Below are 17,144 nucleotides of genomic sequence, written 5' to 3' on the forward strand. Positions count from 1 at the left end.
GGGAGAATGATCTCCCGGGTTTTTGATGTTATGTCCTGTGATTCTGACGCCAGATTCTTGGCGATTCCCCATATACATTTTTGAAAGCACGCGAAAAATGCAGTGGATTGGCATACCCAACAGCGTTTGAAATCTCACTGATGGAGAGTTGAGTAAGTTTTAAAAGTTCCGTAGCTTTTACCATACGGTAATTCATTAAAAATTCCTGAGGTGAACGCCCCAGAGTCTCTTTGAAAATCTTTCCAAAGTAGCTGCGGTTCAGACCGCATACCTCAGCAATATCTTCTACGGATATATCATTTTGAAAATTCTGTTCAATAAATGCAATTGCCTCATGGATATAGAAATCCCGCAGTCTGCCGGCAGAGTTTGTCTGTTCACGTGTGCAGGAGCGGGTGAGCGCATCCATAAAAAGGTAGAGATGGCCGATCAGATGAAAAGGCGGCTGTTCGGGATTACGTGCAATATAGAGCATTTCTTCTTTCAGAACTTCCCGCATTTCTTTGGAATGTGCATGATAGATTGGTGCAGATTTAGTCAGTCCTGCCAGTTCCAGAATTTCTTTTACGCGAAGTCCGTCAAATTCGATCCACACATATTCCCAGGGAAGCTTCTGGTCGGCGATGTAGGTGGTGATCTGCTGCGGGAAGATCATAAATCCCTGTCCGCTTTTGACAGAATAGGTCTGTGTTATTCCGGAAGTATCATCGGCCATCAGTGTACCGGTTCCGGAGATCACATAATGGAACAGATAATGATTTCTGGCAGCCGGACCGTAGGAGTGGGAAGGCTGACACTGTTCCCAGCCGAACTGGTACAGGCTCATATCAATAAAATTTTCGTTTGGAAAAACAGAAAAGAGTATATTACTCATAAAAGTCTCCTTTCCTGACTTGTTGTAAAAGTGAGGTGTATTTTCATTATATACCAAAATGCTAGATTATTTCAAATATAGAATATAAAACAAGCATTAAGATATAAAAGTGCAAAAATTATGGTATTCATAGTCGCAAAATGGAATGTTATAATACTAATAAAGAAAAACATGTACATGAAAAAAGAAAAAGGAGCGGAAATATTGATGAAAAAAAGAAGAAATATATCAATAAGCGTTTTACTGATTTTTGGAATGTTTGTATGTATGTTGACAGGCTGCAGTGGAAAAAGCGGGAAAGAGGAGAAAGTCACAGAAATTGAAATCCTGCAGTATAAACAAGAGGCTGCGGCTTATTTTGAAAAAGTGGAAGAAAAGTTTAATGCTACGCACAAAAATATCCGCCTGAAGATTGAATCACCGAATGATGCTTCCACGATCATGAGAACTCGTTTTATCCGGGAAGATTATCCGGATATTATCGGGATCGGCGGCGATATCAATTATTCCTACTTTTTGGATGCCGAGATCCTGATGAATATTTCAGATTACAAAGGACTCGATGAGATTAAAGAGTCTTATAAAGAAATTGACAAAAATCTGGAATTTGTGCCGACAGACGGTGTTTATGCAGTACCGTATGCCGGAAATGCCGCAGGAATTCTTTATAATAAAAAGATTTTTGAAGAACACGGATGGAAGATACCACAGACATGGAGTGAACTTATGAACCTGTGTGACGAAATCCAGGCCGCAGGACTGCAGCCCTTCACTATGGGATTTAAGGACACATGGACCTGTCTTGCACCATGGAATGGCCTGGCAGTAGATCTGGCACCGTCGGATGTATGCCGCCAGGTAAATCAGGGCAAGACAACTTTTACGGAGAATTATCGCGAAGTGGCGGAAAAAATGCTGCAGCTGCTTTCATACGGACCGAAGGATCCGTTTGCTTATAACTACAACGATGCCTGTACAGCGTTTGCAAGAGGAGAGGCAGTCATGTATCCGATCGGAAGCTATGCGGTACCTCAGATTCAGTCAGTGAATCCTGACATGGAAATTGACTCCTTTGTATTTCCGGGAAGTGACAAAAAAGAAGAGAATACATTAAATTCGGGAATCGATCTTCAATTCTGTGTGACAAAAGAATGTAAGAATAAAGAAGCAGCATATGAAGTGTTAGATTTTCTTTTGGAAGATGAAAATGTGCAGGACTATCTGAATGAGCAGAACAGTGTACCGTGCAAAGAGGGAGAGTTTGAACTCTCACCGATGCTGGACGGTGTCAGACAATATATCGAAGAAGAAAATATGGCAGATTATCAGGATCACTATTATCCGTCAGAAATGGCAGTCGATGCGCAGATACAGACACTTCTGATCGACAAAGATGTAGATGCATTTCTGAAGAAATTTGACAAAGACTGGCAGAGATATAATCGGGATATCATACAGAAGGTGCAGAAATATGAAGCAGAACAGACACACAGTAAATAGGGAGAGGTGAAATGAGCATGAAAAAGATGAATGAGAGAAAACGGACATTTTTGTTGATGACAATACCGGTCGTGGCACTGTTTTTCTGTTTTAATACATTGCCGTTACTCAAAGGCGTGATGTACAGTTTTACGAATTTCAAAGGATTTGGTTCTTATGACTGGGTGGGAGTTCGGAACTATATGGATCTGTTTCAGGATGTAAGAGTGGGAAATTCTTACTGGTTCACCTTTAAGCTGGCAATCGTAACGACAATTGTAGTCAATGTGATCAGTCTGCTGCTGGCAATGGCTCTGAACAGTAAGATCCGTGCCAAGAGCTTTTTCAGGGGAGCTTATTTCCTGCCGAATATTCTGGGAGCGCTGGTAGTCGGTTATATTTTCAACTATTTCTTTACATACATCCTTCCGGCAGTGGGAGAGATGATCGGATGGGAAACGCTTTCTTCGAGTCTGCTTTCCAGTAAGAACCTGGCATGGATCGCTATTGTGATCGTTTGTGCATGGCAGGCGATCGCGATGAATACAATCATCTATATTTCCGGCCTGCAGACCGTACCGGAGGATGTGTATGAAGCAGGCGCAATAGATGGAGCTACCGGATGGAATAAGTTCAAAAACCTGACATTTCCTCTGATTCTTCCGTTTTTTACGATCAATATGGTGCTTTGTGTGAAAAACTTTCTGATGGTCTTTGATCAGATCATGGCACTGACAAAAGGCGGACCTGCACAGAGCACAGAATCCATTTCCTATCTGATCTATCAGAATGGTATGGCAGGAGGACAGTTCGGATTTCAGAGTGCCAATGCGGTTATTTTCTTCCTTGTGATCGTTGCAATTTCAGTGACGCAGATGACAGTATTAGGCCACTTATAAATGATTTTCTACGCAAAATGGCAAAATTTCGGCATCAGGAAAATCAAGATGTAAGCGCCGGAACAAGGATAAGGTTTTTTATCGATAAACCAGCAGCTATGATCTCTTTTCCAAGAGCCGTTATCAAATATTTATAGGATCCTGGGATTTTTTCAATCAGTCCATGGACTTTCAGACGTTTAAAGATCCTTGTCATGGCAGACGGAGTGATTTTCGGAAGATGCTGGCGGATCTGTTTTCCTTGTATCCCGAATGTCATGTATTCCCCTTTGCTGATGGCTTCCAGTACAGACAGATCACGGGAATCAAAAAAGTTGAATCCGCGATAGGTTCGTTCCTTTTCCCTCCGGGAATGACTGACTTCATCCAATTTCTTCCTGCCGCTGCTGTGATCATCAAAGGATGAGATAAATTCAAGGTATCTGTAATTCGCAGATTTCAGGATTGTGAATAACTGATATAAGCTGTAAATACTCTTTTTTAAAGGGGCTTTCCGAATATCGGATGTTCCATCCCTATGCTGAACTTCCCGCTCCACACGGAACGTACTGATATCATTGCAGGTGCTTTCAATTCGCAGTACACAGCCAAACTTGTCATACATTTTTATGGACACATCACCCATGTGGTGCTTGATCCTCGTTCCGAGGATGCGCTGATTATAGTTTGTGCCAATCTCTTTGGTACAGTTATAAGTGATTCGCTGTCCAAGGAAAGTGGCGATGTTGTCAGGCTTCACAGTATATATCGCAGTGTGGATGATTTCATCATAGATTGGTGCCAGGTATTCCGGCTTACGGAACATGATATCCGTGGCACATTCGATCTGCTGAACCGTCCAGGTATAACCCAGCCCGAGAGATTCCGGAACGGGACTGTAGCGTCTGGCAAAGACATCGAGAACTTTATGGAGCCCTTGCGGGTTGATACGGTCAGAAAGTTTCTGAGCAGTTTCAATATCGGAGATTTCAAGGAACGCGTTGTCCTGCATCCGGTAAGAAAGCTGTTTTTTATCAAGCTTATAGGCGAGCAGGTTATGACCGTTCATGTAAAACTGAAGACGGAAAGGCGGCCATGTAGGGACACGAAGATAGCAAAGGCCAAGTTCCCTGTCGATAAAATAGAAATAGTAATGAAGACACTTGCTCTGGTCAAACTTCAGGAAGGTCTTCCCAGTTGTTTTATCATGCCAGGGCCTGTAGGTATTACAGCATTCCATAGCAGAAAAGATATGGATCAGACCTTCCGTTTTTCCGGTTTCGGCAATGATGTTCTGGATGCGGTCATCTTTTCGAAAAGCATGGAGTTTTCGGATGAACTCAATTTCCATTCCATTTTCGTGAGCAATCTTTTCCGCATTCTGACGGACCTGTTCCGTAAGGGGCTGGGAGAAACTGGTGGGATAATCAAAAATACGGATACCGTTGAGTTTCATATAGGCAGTCATTGCTTCCGCATGGCTCCAGTTTGGGATATATCCCTGAATGATCATGCGGTCATAACAGGTAATGATGCCATGAATTTTATCAACGTATTTATCAGTGAGTAACATATAAAAACCCCCTTTTTCTTTAGAATAACACAAGGGGTAGAAAATAAAAATAACTTTTCCGGTTTATCCGGGTTAGGGAAAAAGGAGGAGCAGTTATGATAGGGGCAAATACAAAAACAAACAAACCGGCCATGATTTTCTTGGTATTAGGGCTGATCACCATTGCATTTCCGTTGTATCTGACGGTAGTCATTGCATTTAAACAGCCGTCAGAGATGACCAACAGTATTTCCGGAATCTTGTCACTGCCAAGCTCCTGGAGTCTGGAAAATTTCCGGGAAGCTATGCGGGTGACGGATTTCTGGAATTCTCTTGGCAACAGTCTTTTCATCACATTGGTCACAGTTGCTCTCAGTATTGTGATCCATTCCATGATCGGATATGCCATTGGAAGAAATAAAGCGCACAGTAAAGGGTATAATCTGGTGTACTTATACATTGTCAGCGGGATGTTTGTTCCGTTTGCGATTCTTATGATGCCTCTGGTGAAACAGACAGCACAAATGGGACTGAATAACCGTTTTGGAGTCATTCTTCTCTATGTTGTGTTTTATATGCCGATGAATGTACTTTTGTATACCGGATATCTGAAGAATATTCCAATTGCACTGGAGGAGGCTGCCTGCGTGGATGGAGCAAGTACGTGGACAACTTACTGGAAGATCGTATTTCCGATCATGCGTCCGATGCATGCGACAGTAGCAGTTCTGACAGCGCTTGGAACATGGAATGATGTGATGACACCTCTTGTGATCATGTCAGGAGGAGAACAGAATACGCTTCCGTTGGCACAGCTGACATTCCAGACCCAGTTTGGAACAAATTACAATCTGGCATTCGCCTCCTATCTGCTGGCATTACTTCCGATCTTGATCTTTTATCTGATCTGTCAGAAACAGATTTTAAACGGAGTTGTGAATGGAGCAGTAAAATAAAAAGAAAAGGAACGAGTAATATGGCAATTATTTTTGATGAGCAGAACAAGACATTTACAATACATACTGAGCACTCCACTTATCAGATGCAGATCGATCCTTATGGTGTTCTCTTACATTTATACTATGGAAGAAAGACCAAAGGCTGCATGGACTATCTTCTGCAAAAACAGGACAGAGGATTTTCCGGAAACCTGTATGATGCGGGAAATGACAGAACCTATTCTCTGGATGTGCTCCCGCAGGAATTTCCAACATGGGGAACAGGAGATTACAGAAGCACAGCGCTGATCGTAAGGGGACAGGATGGGACTACTGCCTGTGACCTGCGTTACCGGGGATATCGGATCTTGTCGGGAAAATACGAACTATCGGGACTTCCGGCAGTGTATGGAGCTGAGAAAGAAGCACAGACACTGGAAGTGGTGCTGGAAGATGGGCGGACAGGAATTCAGGTGACACTTCTCTATGGGGTACTGCCAAAATACGATGTGATCACCCGAAGTGCGCAGATCATCAATACAAAAGAGAACATCATTTATCTTGAAAAAGCGGCTTCTGCGTGTCTTGATTTTGTGACAGGAAAATATGATGTGATCAGTTTTTACGGACGTCATGCGATGGAGCGGAATTATCAGAGAATTCCGGTATCTCATGGAAATTATGTGATCGGAAGCAGAAGAGGGACCTCCAGTCATCAATACAGTCCATTTCTGATTCTGACAGAAGAGGGAACAACAGAAGATGCAGGGGCATGTTATGCCATGTCCTTTGTATACAGCGGAGGATTTCAGGCGGAAGTGGAAAAAGACCAGTTCGGGCAGAACAGAATGCTGATGGGGTTGCAGCCGGAGCAGTTTTCGTATCCTCTGAATACCGGAGAAGTCTTTGTCATACCGGAAACCGTGATGACCTACAGCAGAAACGGGCTGGCAGAGCTTTCCCAGAATCTGCACCGGTGTTTTCGGAACAATCTGTGCAGGGGCCCTCATAAAGAAAAGGTTCGTCCGATTCTGATCAACAGCTGGGAGGCATCCTATTTTGACTTTGATGGGGAGAGTATTTTAAAACTGGCAGAAGAGGCAAAAGAGCTGGGAATCGAGATGTTGGTGTTAGATGACGGCTGGTTTGGTAAACGGAGGGATGACAACCGGGCACTGGGAGACTGGCAGGTCAATGAAGAAAAATTAAAATGCAGTCTGGGAGAACTTTCCGCGAAGATACACGCTATGGGATTAAAATTCGGACTCTGGGTGGAACCCGAAATGGTTTCAGAAGACAGTGATCTGTACAGAGCACATCCGGACTGGGCGCTTCAGATTCCGGGGAAAAATCCGGTGCGAAGCAGGAATCAGCTGGTTTTGGACTTTTCCAGAAAAGATGCGGTGGACTTTATTTTTGATTCGATTACAGAAGTGTTGGATTATGCAGAGGTTGAATATCTGAAGTGGGATATGAATCGCAGTCTGTGCGACGTTTATTCCGCAGCAGCTGGATATCAGGGGAAAGTACTGTATGATTACGTACTGGGTGTTTATGATTTCCTGGACCGTCTACTGAAGCGGTATCCGAATCTTTTGATTGAAGGATGCAGCGGAGGGGGCGGAAGGTTTGACGCAGGAATGTTGTATTACACACCTCAGATCTGGTGCAGTGACAACACCGATGCATTGGACCGGCTGCAGATTCAGTACGGGACGTCTTTTGGATTTCCGATCAGTGCAGTCGGATCTCATGTGTCTGCGGTGCCAAACCACCAGACAGGAAGAAAAACACCACTCTCAACGAGAGGCGCAGTGGCAATGGCAGGTACATTTGGATATGAACTGGACTTGGGAAACGTGACCGAAGAAGAAAAAGAAGAGATCAGACAACAGATCAAGGAATATAAGCAGCTGGCACCGTTGATCCAGACCGGATTGTATTACCGGCTGAGCAATCCTGTGACGGATGAAGTTGCAGCATGGGAGTTTGTATCCGAGGATGGAACACAGGCGATGATGCAGGCAGTGATGACACAGATTCATGGAAATATGACAGGAAATGCAGTGAAATGGAAGGGACTTGAGGAAGAAGCCTGTTATCAGGATGCAGAAAGTGGAGAACTGTATTATGGAGCGGCATTGATGGAAACCGGAATTTTACTTCCGATCAAAAACGGAGCTTATCAGACCTTCCGGATATTGCTTCGAAAAGTAGGATCCTGACCCAACAATTGGATATGTTTTTCCAACATTACAGTCTGGCAGTCTCCCTCGAAATCTTTATAATAAGAAATAGAAACAGGAGAGGAGAACCAGAAATATGAGCATTTGTTATCACGAAGGATCCCGGGAATTTCATCTTTCCAACAGGGATATCAGTTATATTATCACAGTCTTAAAAAACGGACAGTTAGGACAGCTGTATTTTGGGAAAAAACTGCATGACAGGGAGAGTTTTGCCCATCTGCTGGAGCTGCGTCACCGCCCAATGGCTGTATGTACTTACGAAGGAGATTCCACATTCTCGATGGAACATATCAAGCAGGAATATCCGTCCTATGGAGCAGGGGATATGCGGTATCCGGCGGTGGAGATTCTGCAGGAAAACGGAAGCCGGATCACGGATTTTGTGTATCAGACACATCGGATTTATGACGGGAAGCCCGCGCTTGCAGGACTGCCGGCTACCTATACCGAAGATTCCAAAGAGGCACAGACACTGGAAATCGAACTGAAAGATGAGCTGATTCACACCACACTGATCTTGTACTATACGATTTTTGAAGAGCTTCCGGCGATTACAAGAAGTGCAAAGGTGATTTACCACGGAACAGAGAAGATCGTGCTGGAACGTGCAATGAGCTGCAGTGTGGATCTGCCGGATCACGACTATCAAATGATCGAGCTGACGGGAGCCTGGGGAAGAGAGCGTGCGGTGACTGAGCGAAAGCTGCAGTATGGAATTCAGGGAATTTATAGTATGCGCGGATGCAGCAGCAGTAACTTTAATCCGTTTCTGGCACTGCGTCGGGAGAATACCACGGAAGCGTGCGGGGAAGTGTATGGCTTCAGTCTTGTTTACAGCGGGAATTTTCTGGCGCAGGCAGAGGTGGATACATACGATGTCACAAGAGTGACGCTGGGAATTCATCCGGACCGGTTTTCCTGGGAAATGAAAAACGGAGATGAGTTTCAGACACCGGAGGCGGTGATGGTCTATTCCAATCGCGGACTGAACGGGATGAGTCAGGCATTCCACAGTCTGTATCGTGCACGCCTGGCAAGAGGATACTGGAGAGACCGACCGAGACCGATTCTCATCAATAACTGGGAAGCGACTTATTTTGATTTCAATGAGGAAAAGATTCTGGAGATCGTGCGCACGGCAAAACAGCTTGGAATCGAATTGTTTGTACTGGATGACGGATGGTTCGGAAAACGGGAGGATGATCATTCTTCTCTGGGAGACTGGTATCCGAATCTGGAAAAGCTGCCGGATGGCATTGCAGGAATCGCGAAGAAGGTAGCGGCGGAAGGCATGAAATTCGGTCTCTGGTTTGAGCCGGAAATGGTCAACAAGGACAGCAATCTCTATAGAGAGCATCCGGACTGGATTTTGTCTACTCCGGGACGTCATATTTCCCATGGAAGAAATCAGTATATTCTGGATTTTTCCAGAGCCGAAGTGGTGGATGCCATTTATGGACAAATGGAAAAAATCCTGGAGGATGCGCCGATTTCTTATATCAAATGGGATATGAACCGCTGTATGTCAGAAGTATACTCTCATACAGCCAGTGCCGCAGATCAGGGTAAGGTCATGCATCAGTATATTCTAGGTGTTTATCGGTTATATGAGAAGCTGACGGGCAGATTTCCTGAAATTTTATTTGAATCCTGTGCAAGCGGCGGTTCCCGTTTTGATCCGGGATTGCTGTATTATGCGCCGCAGGCATGGACATCGGATGATACGGATGCAGTGGAACGTTGTAAGATCCAGTATGGAACGTCCCTTGTCTATCCAGTGAGCAGTATGGGATCTCACGTATCAGCAGTGCCGAATCATCAGGTGCTTCGCAACACATCTTTGAAAATGCGTGCGGATGTAGCGTATTTCGGAACATTCGGATATGAGCTGAACCCGAACAGTCTGACAGAGGCAGAGCGGGAGGTAATCAAAAAGCAGACGGCATTTATGAAAGAACACAGAAGCCTGATCCAGTATGGAACATTCTATCGACTTCAGAGCCCGTTTGCAGGAAATGAAATGGCATGGATGGTTGTGTCTGAGGACAAAAAAGAAGCGATTGTGGGCTGGTATCGCTTCCTGGAGCCGATCAATATCGGATATCGGAGCGTCAGACTGCAGGGACTGGATCCGAAGCTTCCGTATCAGATTTCGGATATGGAAATGGCATTGTACGGAGATGAGCTGATGCAGGCCGGACTGATCGTATCAGACGTGGCGTCCGGACAAAATCCGGAGCAGTATAATGGAGAGAACGGAGATTTCCAGTCTCTTCTTTATCTGCTGAAAGCAAAGGAAGAATAAAAAATGAAGGGGTGGGGATGCAAAAGAATTGATTTTTTCATCCCCCTCTTTTTTGCTTCCGATACTCAGAAGGACTTAGACCGTTCACTTTACGGAATGCCTTGGAAAAAGAAAAGCTGCTGGAATATCCGCAGGAATAGGCAATATTCTGGATGGACAGGCTGCTTGACTGGAGCAGCTCTTCGGATTTTGTGATCCGGTACCGGGTGAGAAACTGCTGCGGGGAAAGTTGTACGGTTTTTAGAAACAGTTCCGTCAGATAACTCCGGTTCAAAGACAAATAGTCCGCGATTTCCTGTACAGTGAGTGGATTCTGATAATTTTTATGGATGTAGGAGATCGCCTGATTAATATATACGCTGGATGTATTCTGCTGAGGAGAAACCGTACATCCGGCGTCCTCCACCAGAAGGGCGAGAAACTGCATCAGAATTCCCTGGATGTAAATCTCATTTGCGGCACTTAAGGCGTGATGCTTCATCATGTCCAGGATATAGGATTTTGCGGTATCGATCTGGGTACAGGAAAAAATCGGATTTCTGGCAGAAAGACCGGCAAGCCGCAGATATTTTTCTGCATCATGACCGCCGATACCGACCCAGAGATAGCTCCAGGGATTCACTGAATCCGCCTGATAAAAAGTCAGCTTACCGGGATGAATGAGAAATCCCTGTCCCTGTTTGATCGGATAGCGTTCTTCACCGGAGTAAAATACACCTTCTCCCTCCAGACAGAGATGAAGCAGGTAGCAGTTCCGGACTGCCGGCCCGAAGGAATAGGAAGGGGGGCAGTCCTGCATTCCGCAAAAGACAGTGTAAATGTCTGAGAAGATACTGTGATAAATATCGGATTGTGAATAAGAGGACATAGGGGACTCCTTTCGTGTGAATGTCTGTGATATTTTATCATGTTTCGATATCTCTGACAACTTATATACCCATTTGAATCATGAAAAAGCACGAATGATAATAGAGATGAAAGCCAAAGAGCAGAGATTTTTTATTGCGCAGTTTTTGCGGGGAGGGGTATAATATAATAGGAGAAATTGCAGATTACGGTTTGAAATCAAGAAGGAATGAGGGAAAATATGAACACAATCGTAGAAATGGACCATGTGACCAAAACATACCGCAGAAAAATCAAAAGCGGGAAAGGAATCTTCAAAAGCAGTAAATTCGAGACAAAAGAAGCAATCAAAGATATTTCGTTTCAGATCAAAGAAGGAGAGATGGTCGGAATTGTAGGACTAAACGGTGCAGGAAAATCCACATTGATCAAATCCATGCTGGGAATTCTTTCTCCGGACAGCGGGGAAGCGAAAATGTTCGGAAGGGACAGTTTTCAGTTCCGCAAGAAAAATGCAGAATATATCGGGGCAAATTTTGGACAGAAAAGTTCTCTTGTATGGGATCTTCCCTTTATTTACTCTCTGGAGTTAAACAAGAAAATATACCGGGTATCGGACGAACGGTATGAGGAAATTATAGAAGAACTGGAACAGTTTTTGCAGATTGGGGAACTGTTAAACGATCGACATTTACCATGCCGTGATCCGGGTAGCCGTCAGTGCGCTGATTCCGATCGCTCTGGCGAATTATTATCCGACAGTCTGCATGCTGGGAGAGGGCAGCAGCGGGATTTTGCTGTATATAGCAGGTGCCTGTGTCATATTGGGGGTCATTGACGTTCTGGTGTGGAAGAAAGGGATGAAAGCGTATCAGAGTACCGGGGCATAAAGATAAACCAAAACCTTCTTGCGGCGGGAATAAAAATTACATATAATAGAAGTAATTGATAAAAAGAGGCGTTCGATGGCAGAAAAAGAGACATGGAGGAATCAGATATGAGTTTTCAAATTTACAATTGGCTGGAAAAATATGTGCATGAAGTGGTAAGTACATTTGGATACCGCATCTGGTTTATCGGGGTACAGGGCAGTTATGCCAGAGGGGAAGCCACAGAAGAGAGTGATATTGATGTGGTTCTGATTCTGGATACGCTTCTTCCGGCAGATCTGAGGATCTACAGAGGGATGCTCAATCGTCTTCCGTACCGGGAAAAGATCTGCGGATTTATTTCCGGCCGAGAAGAGCTGGAGAACTGGTCTAAAGCAGATCTTTTTCAGTTTTGTCAGGACACGATGCCGCTGAAAGGAAGTCTGGATGAGATCGTGGCAAAGCTGGATATGGCAGACGTGAGACGGGCGGTTCATACGGGAGCCTGCAATCTGTATCATGCCGCCTGTCACAATATGCTCCATGAGCAGAGTCGGGAAGTTCTGATGGAATTATATAAGACATCGGTATTTACAATCCAGGCGGAATATTTTTTAAAGACCGGGAATTATCTGAGAAGAAAAGCCGAGCTGTTTCCGAAGCTGAACGGACTGGATCGGGAGATTTTGTATATTGCGATCGAGATGAAGCAGAAAAGCGGAAAAGTGAAAGGCAGTTTTGATGAGCTTTCTGAAAAGCTGATCGTGTGGTCCAGCGGACTGATCAGACAATATCAGGGAGAAAAATGAATGAATACATATAAATTGCTTCAAAAATAGGCGCGTTCCAATGAAAATATGCGGGAAAATGCAGAAAATTGCAAGAAAGGATTGACGAAACATCAAAAAGTCGATAGAATAACAACCAGTGATAAAAGAATTGGAGGAATCTTGCAATGGCGGCGTATAAGGATTTGACGAAGGAAGAATTATTGGAATTAAAAAGCGGGCTTCAGGCTCAGTTTGAAGAGGTAAAAGCCAGAGGGCTGAAACTGGATATGTCCAGAGGAAAACCGGCAGCAGCACAGCTGAATCTGTCTATGGAGATGATGAACATTTTAAACAGTGGAACAGATCTTGTCTGTGAAGACGGTGTGGACTGCAGAAATTATGGTGGCTTGGATGGAATCGCAGAGGCAAAACAGCTTCTGGCAGATATGATGGAAGTACCAAAAGACAACGTGATCGTATTCGGAAATTCCAGTCTGAATGTGATGTATGATACAGTAGCCCGTGCGATGACACACGGAATCATGGGAAGTACTCCATGGTGCAAGCTGGATAAAGTGAAATTTTTATGTCCGGTTCCGGGATATGACAGACATTTTGCAATCACAGAACATTTTGGAATTGAGATGATCAATGTTCCGATGACAGCAACAGGTCCGGATATGGATCTGGTGGAAAAACTGGTCAGTGAAGATCCGGCGATCAAAGGTATCTGGTGTGTACCGAAGTATTCCAATCCACAGGGAATCACATATTCTGACGAGACAGTGTATCGTTTTGCAAACTTAAAGCCGGCAGCAGAGGATTTCCGTATCTTCTGGGATAATGCATATTGTGTACATCATCTGTACGAAGACAAACAGGATTACCTGCTCGAGATTCTGATGGAATGTAAAAAAGCAGGAAACCAGGATATGGTATACAAGTTTTCTTCTACCTCCAAGATCAGTTTCCCGGGTTCCGGTATCGCAGCAATCGCGGCTTCTGATGCGAACCTTGCAGACATCCGCAATATGATGAAAGTGCAGACGATCGGCCATGACAAAGTAAATCAGCTTCGCCATGTCAGATTCTTCAAAGATATTCATGGAATCGTCGAGCACATGAAAAAACATGCAGATATCATGAGACCAAAATTTGAGACGGTTATCAACACATTAGAGCGTGAACTGGGAGGACTCGAGATTGGTTCGTGGATCGCTCCGCGTGGCGGATACTTTATCTCCTTTGATGCCATGGAAGGATGTGCCAAAGCAATCGTTGCAAAAGCGAAAGAAGCAGGGCTTGTGATGACAGGCGCCGGAGCAACATTCCCATATGGAAAAGATCCAAAAGACAGCAACATTCGTATTGCTCCGTCTTATCCGACACCGGAAGAGCTGGCAGTTGCAGCTGAGATTTTTGTACTCAGTGTAAAACTGGTCAGCATCGATAAATTGCTGAAAAATTTATAAGATTGTTTCATGAAAAAGGACAACTGACTTTGAGTACAGCCCTCAAAATCAGTTGTCCTTTTTTGTGTGGTCATGCGTTATTTCTCTGTTTTTACGGCATGTTTTTTCGGCAGCGTGAATCCATTTCCATGCACTTCATTTACCTTTCCGATGATCATAAATGCAGTAGGGTCGATTTCCATAACGAGCTGATTGAGTTTTGAAAGCTCCCGGTTGGAAATGACGGTCAGGATCATATTTTGTCTGGAATGAAGATATCCGGTTTCTGTATGAAGCAGCGTAGATCCCCGATCAATCTTCCGCGTAATGGCTTCATTGATTTCATCGGATTTCTGGCTGATGATCTTGACCTGCGTCTGAGCCTGGCCGATGACAAGAATTTTATCCAGTACAATGGTGTAGGTCATGACAAGAAGAATTCCGTACAGAATGGCCTCTTTGTCACAGAACAATGCCTGACCGATCAGGATCAAAAAGTCAAATACATAGAGCATTACAGAAACAGGCAGTCCGAATTTTTTGTTCAGGATCAACGGAGGGATATCCATGCCTCCGGTAGAAGCTCCGCACCGTATGACGATTCCCAGTGAAAATCCGATAAAGAGTCCGCCGAAGATGCTGGATAACATCCGGTCATCCGTGATTGTGGAAAGCGAAGGGATATTTTGGAAAAATCCAAGTGCAATCGGATAGTAAAAGGTACTGATCAATGTGGTCAGGGCAAAATCAAATCCCAGTATCAGCGCACCGAGTAAAAACATGATGCAATTGAAGATAAACACAAAGACAGAAATCGGCAGATGCAGATAATGATCTATGATCAGAGAAAGTCCGGTGGTTCCTCCGGTCATCAGCTCGTTGGGAAGAACAAACATGACGATTCCCAGTGCCATGGTGGTGTTGCCAAGGAAAATCATGAAAAGATTTTTTGGCCTAAAAATATTGGTTTTCATGGTTTTGACACTCTCCTTTGAAATAATTATGCGTTAAGTTACTATGGTAAAGCGAAAAAAAACAGGCTGCACATCAGCCTGTCTGTTGATTATATGAAATTGAAAAAGATGTTCTGTCAGATCTTTTCATTTGCGTTCGCTTCCTTTTTTGATTTCCGAAAAACAGTATAGCATAATTTCAGGGAAAAGTACAAGAAGAAAGTGTGAACAATACGGAGAAAAAGACATAATATAAGGAAAAAAGGATGTGCGTAAAATGGCATATGAGACATATGGACAAATAAACGGTGTGATAAGGGAGATTCAAAGAGGGGATTCCTGCTGCAGCCAGATTCTGCGTCTGGATACAGAAAACGGAGAAGTACGCTTTACCGTGATGGCGGATACAATGGTGATCGAAAATGTAAGGCTGCGAAGAGGAATGCGGGTTGCCGCGTTTTATGATACCAGCCTTCCGGTTCCGGCAATTTATCCTCCTCAATACCGGGCAGAGATTGTGACAGTGCTTCGGGGAGAACAGAATGTGATGCTGAATTTCTTTGATGAAAATCTGGTGGCAGAAGATAATTCACTTCGGTTAAATCTCAGTCCTGTGACAAATATCATGACACAGAACGGGCAGAGGTTTACCTGCAGTCCGAGAAACATGGAGCTGTTAGTCTATTATACCAATACGACATTCAGCATACCGCCGATGACAACGCCCCAGAAAGTGATCGTAATGTGCGAGATGTAGAAAGATAAGAATTTGTTATTGGAGAAATCGATCATAAGCTGGTCTCTTTTCCGGGAATGCAGTATAATAAAAACAGAGCAAAAGGGGGGATGATGTGAATATCAATTTAAAACAGTTGGAGCCGTTTTGCGCACTGGTGCGCTCGGTGCGGCAGTGATCGGATGGCAGAAAATGAAAGGGAGGCAGAAGAAAAGATGAGTGACAAAGAAGAGATTGTGTTTTGTAAAGGCGGGGGCTGCACGGCAAAACTGGGCCCGGGAATCCTGGCAAGAGTTCTGGAAAAGATACCAAAGACGAGGGACGAAAACCTGATGATCGGATATGACAGTTCAGACGATGCAGCAGTGTACAAACTGACAGATGATCTGGCAGTGGTGCAGACGCTGGACTTTTTTCCTCCCATGGTGGATGATCCCTACACATTCGGACAGATCGCGGCAGCAAATGCATTAAGTGATATTTATGCCATGGGCGGAGATGTCAAAACCGCATTGAATATTGTCTGCTTTCCGGAAAACTGGGATTTGAACATACTGGGGCAGATTATGCTGGGTGGCGGAGAAAAAGTCAAAGAGGCGGGCGGTGTTCTGGCAGGCGGACATTCGATTGCGGATACAGACGTCAAATACGGACTTTCTGTAATGGGGACCATACACCCAGACAAGGTGTTTGCAAACAATGGATGCCGGGCGGGGGATGTTCTGATCCTGACAAAACCACTTGGAGTTGGAATCGTGTGTACTGCAAACCGGATCCAGGAAGCATCCGAAGAAGCAATGGCGCAGGCAATCCGTTCCATGACCACCCTGAACAAGTATGCCTCAGAAGTAGTGAGAAAGTATCAGGTGCACGGCTGTACCGATGTGACTGGATTTGGTTTTCTGGGACATCTCCTGGAGATGCTGGGAGATGCATATTCTGCCCGCGTCGAAAGCAGTCAGGTTCCATATATTCCGGAGGCGTTTGATTATGCAGGGGAATTTTACCTGACTGCAGCAGCCCAGAGAAACAGAAACCATGTGGGAGAAGACGTGCAGTTTTTTGAGGTTCCGTTTGAAATGGAAGAGATTTTATTTGATCCGCAGACATCCGGCGGGCTGCTTGTCAGCATAGAAAAAAGTGATGCGGAGCAGTGTCTGGAAGAGTTGAAGGCTCTGGGACTGCCCTGTGCGATTGTGGGAGAAGTCACAGAAAAAAGAGAGAAAAAAATAGAAGTGAGATAG

At 44.5% G+C, this 17,144-nt stretch carries 14 protein-coding genes and 1 pseudogene; 11 read left to right on the top strand and 4 right to left on the bottom strand.

Annotation, left to right across the window (positions count from 1 at the left end; genetic code table 11):
• Nucleotides 1–28: 28 nt before the first annotated feature.
• Nucleotides 29–874 (bottom strand): AraC family transcriptional regulator, encoded by an 846-nt coding sequence (locus FXV78_RS11780; RefSeq protein ID WP_004844589.1) that lies wholly within the window; start codon nucleotides 872–874, stop codon nucleotides 29–31.
• A gap of 207 nt (nucleotides 875–1,081) precedes the next feature.
• Here FXV78_RS11780 and FXV78_RS11785 point away from each other — a divergent pair, with 207 nt between their 5' ends.
• Both FXV78_RS11785 and FXV78_RS11790 read left to right on the top strand, forming a co-directional pair.
• Nucleotides 1,082–2,374 (top strand): ABC transporter substrate-binding protein, encoded by a 1,293-nt coding sequence (locus FXV78_RS11785; protein ID WP_039960167.1) that lies wholly within the window; start codon nucleotides 1,082–1,084, stop codon nucleotides 2,372–2,374.
• An 11-nt stretch (nucleotides 2,375–2,385) separates the two neighbouring features.
• Complete coding sequence (locus FXV78_RS11790) at nucleotides 2,386–3,252, top strand: carbohydrate ABC transporter permease (RefSeq protein WP_004844587.1); 867 nt, start codon at nucleotides 2,386–2,388, stop codon at nucleotides 3,250–3,252.
• Nucleotides 3,253–3,295: 43 nt separating this feature from the next.
• Here the strand turns inward: FXV78_RS11790 and FXV78_RS11795 are convergent, their stop codons facing one another.
• Nucleotides 3,296–4,804 (bottom strand): MarR family transcriptional regulator, encoded by a 1,509-nt coding sequence (locus FXV78_RS11795; protein WP_004844586.1) that lies wholly within the window; start codon nucleotides 4,802–4,804, stop codon nucleotides 3,296–3,298.
• Between the two features lie 95 nt (nucleotides 4,805–4,899).
• Here FXV78_RS11795 and FXV78_RS11800 point away from each other — a divergent pair, with 95 nt between their 5' ends.
• From FXV78_RS11800 to FXV78_RS11810, 3 genes are all read left to right on the top strand, one after another.
• Nucleotides 4,900–5,739: a carbohydrate ABC transporter permease gene (locus FXV78_RS11800; protein WP_004844585.1), complete on the top strand. Its 840-nt coding sequence runs from the start codon at nucleotides 4,900–4,902 to the stop codon at nucleotides 5,737–5,739.
• A 20-nt stretch (nucleotides 5,740–5,759) separates the two neighbouring features.
• A complete protein-coding gene (locus FXV78_RS11805; RefSeq protein ID WP_004844584.1) occupies nucleotides 5,760–7,946 on the top strand; it encodes an alpha-galactosidase in 2,187 nt (728 codons plus the stop codon).
• 97 nt (nucleotides 7,947–8,043) lie between these two features.
• Complete coding sequence (locus FXV78_RS11810) at nucleotides 8,044–10,275, top strand: alpha-galactosidase (RefSeq protein WP_004844583.1); 2,232 nt, start codon at nucleotides 8,044–8,046, stop codon at nucleotides 10,273–10,275.
• Nucleotides 10,276–10,312: 37 nt separating this feature from the next.
• Here FXV78_RS11810 and FXV78_RS11815 read toward each other — a convergent pair whose 3' ends face one another.
• Nucleotides 10,313–11,143 (bottom strand): AraC family transcriptional regulator, encoded by an 831-nt coding sequence (locus FXV78_RS11815; protein ID WP_009245254.1) that lies wholly within the window; start codon nucleotides 11,141–11,143, stop codon nucleotides 10,313–10,315.
• A gap of 360 nt (nucleotides 11,144–11,503) precedes the next feature.
• Here FXV78_RS11815 and FXV78_RS18980 point away from each other — a divergent pair.
• The 4 genes and pseudogenes from FXV78_RS18980 to FXV78_RS11835 all read left to right on the top strand — a co-directional run.
• Nucleotides 11,504–11,716: pseudogene (locus FXV78_RS18980) on the top strand (ATP-binding cassette domain-containing protein); the annotation flags it as partial.
• A 106-nt stretch (nucleotides 11,717–11,822) separates the two neighbouring features.
• Entirely contained in the window at nucleotides 11,823–12,011 is a 189-nt protein-coding gene (locus tag FXV78_RS18985; protein WP_073962381.1) for an ABC-2 family transporter protein, read from the top strand.
• Between the two features lie 107 nt (nucleotides 12,012–12,118).
• Nucleotides 12,119–12,799 (top strand): nucleotidyltransferase domain-containing protein, encoded by a 681-nt coding sequence (locus FXV78_RS11830; RefSeq protein WP_009245252.1) that lies wholly within the window; start codon nucleotides 12,119–12,121, stop codon nucleotides 12,797–12,799.
• 146 nt (nucleotides 12,800–12,945) lie between these two features.
• The gene (locus FXV78_RS11835; RefSeq protein ID WP_004844577.1) at nucleotides 12,946–14,232 is read left to right on the top strand and encodes an aspartate aminotransferase type Ic; all 1,287 of its coding nucleotides are present in this window, start codon (nucleotides 12,946–12,948) and stop codon (nucleotides 14,230–14,232) included.
• A gap of 77 nt (nucleotides 14,233–14,309) precedes the next feature.
• Here FXV78_RS11835 and FXV78_RS11840 read toward each other — a convergent pair whose 3' ends face one another.
• A complete protein-coding gene (locus FXV78_RS11840) occupies nucleotides 14,310–15,185 on the bottom strand; it encodes a YitT family protein (RefSeq protein WP_004844576.1) in 876 nt (291 codons plus the stop codon).
• A gap of 256 nt (nucleotides 15,186–15,441) precedes the next feature.
• Here FXV78_RS11840 and FXV78_RS11845 point away from each other — a divergent pair, with 256 nt between their 5' ends.
• A complete protein-coding gene (locus tag FXV78_RS11845) occupies nucleotides 15,442–15,921 on the top strand; it encodes a hypothetical protein (RefSeq protein WP_004844574.1) in 480 nt (159 codons plus the stop codon).
• A gap of 194 nt (nucleotides 15,922–16,115) precedes the next feature.
• Nucleotides 16,116–17,144, top strand: coding sequence for a selenide, water dikinase SelD (gene selD / locus FXV78_RS11850; protein ID WP_022038002.1), 1,029 nt, complete (start codon nucleotides 16,116–16,118; stop codon nucleotides 17,142–17,144).

The sequence above is a fragment of the Mediterraneibacter gnavus ATCC 29149 genome, from assembly GCF_008121495.1.
In the GTDB taxonomy this organism is placed as follows: Bacteria; Bacillota; Clostridia; order Lachnospirales; family Lachnospiraceae; genus Mediterraneibacter; species Mediterraneibacter gnavus.

Excerpts from the sequence above, each read along its gene's own strand:
- FXV78_RS11780 (WP_004844589.1), bottom strand. The coding sequence starts at position 874 with ATGAGTAATATACTCTTTTCTGTTTTTCCAAACGAAAATTTTATTGAT.
- FXV78_RS11785 (WP_039960167.1), top strand. The coding sequence starts at position 1,082 with ATGAAAAAAAGAAGAAATATATCAATAAGCGTTTTACTGATTTTTGGA.
- FXV78_RS11790 (WP_004844587.1), top strand. The coding sequence starts at position 2,386 with ATGAGCATGAAAAAGATGAATGAGAGAAAACGGACATTTTTGTTGATG.
- FXV78_RS11795 (WP_004844586.1), bottom strand. The coding sequence starts at position 4,804 with ATGTTACTCACTGATAAATACGTTGATAAAATTCATGGCATCATTACC.
- FXV78_RS11800 (WP_004844585.1), top strand. The coding sequence starts at position 4,900 with ATGATAGGGGCAAATACAAAAACAAACAAACCGGCCATGATTTTCTTG.
- FXV78_RS11805 (WP_004844584.1), top strand. The coding sequence starts at position 5,760 with ATGGCAATTATTTTTGATGAGCAGAACAAGACATTTACAATACATACT.
- FXV78_RS11810 (WP_004844583.1), top strand. The coding sequence starts at position 8,044 with ATGAGCATTTGTTATCACGAAGGATCCCGGGAATTTCATCTTTCCAAC.
- FXV78_RS11815 (WP_009245254.1), bottom strand. The coding sequence starts at position 11,143 with ATGTCCTCTTATTCACAATCCGATATTTATCACAGTATCTTCTCAGAC.
- FXV78_RS11830 (WP_009245252.1), top strand. The coding sequence starts at position 12,119 with ATGAGTTTTCAAATTTACAATTGGCTGGAAAAATATGTGCATGAAGTG.
- FXV78_RS11835 (WP_004844577.1), top strand. The coding sequence starts at position 12,946 with ATGGCGGCGTATAAGGATTTGACGAAGGAAGAATTATTGGAATTAAAA.
- FXV78_RS11840 (WP_004844576.1), bottom strand. The coding sequence starts at position 15,185 with ATGAAAACCAATATTTTTAGGCCAAAAAATCTTTTCATGATTTTCCTT.
- FXV78_RS11845 (WP_004844574.1), top strand. The coding sequence starts at position 15,442 with ATGGCATATGAGACATATGGACAAATAAACGGTGTGATAAGGGAGATT.
- selD (WP_022038002.1), top strand. The coding sequence starts at position 16,116 with ATGAGTGACAAAGAAGAGATTGTGTTTTGTAAAGGCGGGGGCTGCACG.